This window comes from Syntrophothermus sp., assembly GCF_013314835.1.
In the GTDB taxonomy this organism is placed as follows: domain Bacteria; phylum Bacillota; class Syntrophomonadia; order Syntrophomonadales; family Syntrophothermaceae; genus Syntrophothermus; species Syntrophothermus lipocalidus.
In genome coordinates this window covers 1-2,510 of record NZ_JABUEX010000148.1, presented here as the reverse complement: position 1 = coordinate 2,510, position 2,510 = coordinate 1, and the positions used below count along the sequence as shown (strand labels likewise).

The 2,510-nt window shown below is 55.1% G+C and carries 3 protein-coding genes; all 3 read left to right on the top strand.

The features are described from left to right. A partial coding sequence (locus HPY90_RS15800) for a Uma2 family endonuclease (RefSeq protein WP_287195928.1) occupies positions 1-295 on the top strand: 295 nt, incomplete at its 5' end. 531 nt (positions 296-826) lie between these two features. Further along, positions 827-2,218 carry an ammonium transporter gene (locus tag HPY90_RS15795; RefSeq protein ID WP_287195926.1) on the top strand — a complete coding sequence of 464 codons (1,392 nt, stop codon included), beginning with the start codon at positions 827-829 and terminating at the stop codon, positions 2,216-2,218. A 52-nt stretch (positions 2,219-2,270) separates the two neighbouring features. Next, positions 2,271-2,510: P-II family nitrogen regulator (locus HPY90_RS15790; protein WP_287195924.1), on the top strand; the 240-nt coding region annotated here is incomplete at its 3' end.

Sequence of the window (2,510 nt, the reverse complement as noted above, 5' to 3'; positions counted from 1 at the left end):
AGACAGGTTCCAGATCATCGAGCCTGCCAGAATCAACGGCGCTCCCGATCTGGTAATCGAGATTTTATCTCCCTCCACCGCCTATTACGATTTAAAGAAAAAGGCGAGGACCTATGCCGCCCACGGTGTGAAAGAATACTGGATTGTGGATCCCGAAGACAAAAGTGTTGAAGTATATGTGGGGCAGGAGGGTAAATTTTCCCTGAACCAGAGGGTCGAAGCGGAGGGAAAGGTTAAATCCCTTATTTTGCAGGGGTTTGAGGCAGAAGCAAAAGAGATCTTCGCCGCGCTCTGAACCTTTTCTGTTGCAAAAAAATGGCGTGTTAAAATGGCACTTTGCGGAAATCCGGATTTTTCTAAACCAACCTTCTCCTTATGATGCTTTTTGCATTTTTGCAATACTCCAGGATAACTTCTAATTGAAGGGCATCAGACTGAGGGTGCCGGCGGAAAGAGTTAAAAAGTATACAAAGTACTTTTTCCCAAAGGGGTTGTATTTTTGAGAGACTCATGTAAAATAAAGACAAACGAAGGTGTTGCGGCGCAGGCGCCGGACCCGGGATGAGGGAGTCCCCGCAAAAATGCGGGGATTTTGCGTTCCGGCGCCGTCTTCCGGCTCTGCCGCAAAAAGATCAGGCCGGGCGTCCGCAGGGCTGCGGATCCGGCAAGGCAGCGAGGCCCCTGTTTTGGGAACGAGGCAGTTCCCGAAGTCAGGGGCCTTTTGCGTTTCTAGACTGTTTGGGTGAAGGGGGTGGTGAATTAAGAGCCTGCCTGCGCCAGTTTATAAGGAAAGGGGACAAAAATTTTGCAAAAAGGAGTGAGGTAGTTGCGGAGAAGTTCCCTCTTTCTTTTAGTTGTTTTAGGCATTTGCCTTCTTGCATTGTTTTTCCTCAGCGGTGCGGCCCTGGCTGCCGACCCGACGGGAGCGGAGACCCTGAAGAACAACCAGGCGGCTCCGGTTGATTACGTCTGGGTGCTTGTCTCCGGGTTCTTGGTCTTCTTTATGCAGGCGGGTTTCGCGATGGTAGAAGCAGGCTTTTGCCGGGCCAAGAACGCGACAAACCTTCTCAGCAAGAACCTGATTGACTTTGTTGTGGCCTCTCTCGTCTTTTTTGCGGTAGGTTACGGATTTCTCAAAGGTACAGATGCAGGTGGATTTATCGGTTTGGGCAACTGGTTCCTCCACGGCAAGGCTTACGATGTCGGGGTTTACCTGGATTTCTTCTGGCAGCTGGTCTTTTGTGGAACGGCGGCAACCATCGTATCTGGGGCGGTTGCCGAGAGGCTGAAGTTCCCTGCCTATTTAATCTACACCTTTTTCGTAAGCCTCTTCATCTACCCCGTTTACGCCCACTGGGTATGGGGTGGGGGCTGGCTTGCGAAACTGCCGTTCGGCGCTGGCCACGTGGATTTTGCAGGCTCTGGAGTCGTGCACACAGTTGGGGGGATGGTGGGCCTGGCCGGCGCCATGGTGCTCGGCCCCCGCTTCGGGAAGTACGGGCGGGACGGAAAGCCCCGCGTCATTCCCGGCCATAGCATGGCTCTCGCGGCTCTGGGCACCTTCATTCTCTGGTTCGGCTGGTTCGGGTTCAACCCGGGCAGCACCTTTACTGCTCACCACCTGCGGATCGCCGTGATTGCCGTGAACACGAACCTTGCGGCAGCAGCAGGGACGATGGTGGCGCTCCTGACTATCTATCTTAAGACCCGGAAGTGGGACCTGGGCATGGCTTTAAACGGCGCCCTGGGCGGCCTTGTGGCGATTACAGCACCCTGCGCCTGGGTGGAGGCCTGGGCCGCTGTGGTTATTGGAGCAGTGGCCGGGCTTATTATCGTCGCCGGGGTCTATTTCCTGGAGGCGCGGGGCGTCGACGACCCTGTGGGGGCGGTCAGCGTCCACGGCTTCAACGGCATTTGGGGCCTTTTAAGCGTTGGTCTTTTTGCAGACGGCACATATGGCCTCTACTCCCTGGAGGCTCCCTACGTCACGGGTTTGTTCTACGGAGGAGGGTTCGGCCAGCTGCTGGCCCAGCTTACCGGTGTGGTAGCTGTTGCAGCCTGGGCGTTCGGGTTGGGTTACATCCTGTTTAAAGTAATGGACCTGATCTTCGGGATCCGGGTTTCTCCGGAGGAGGAATTGCAGGGGCTGGACATTCCGGAGCACGGGACCCCGGCCTACCCTGAGTTTACCCGCCACCGGACCCTGCTTACAGGTTGATGGCAGTCTTTTAGCCTTTCGATCTGCTCTTGACTGCAGGGAGGCAGTCAGATTGGCAGGGGTTGGTGGGGACAATTACCAGAAGGGAGGGATTTGCTTGTACAAGGTGGATATCATCGTGAGGGAAGAAAAGCTTGCCGAAATCACAGAAGCGCTTGACAGTGTAGGCTACCCTGCAATGACCGTCTACCCGGTCGAGGGCCGGGGGCACCAGAAAGGGCTCACGGAACAGTTCCGGGGGCGGATTTACGAGATCCCGTTTCTTCCCAAAATAAAAATAGAGGTTTTGATC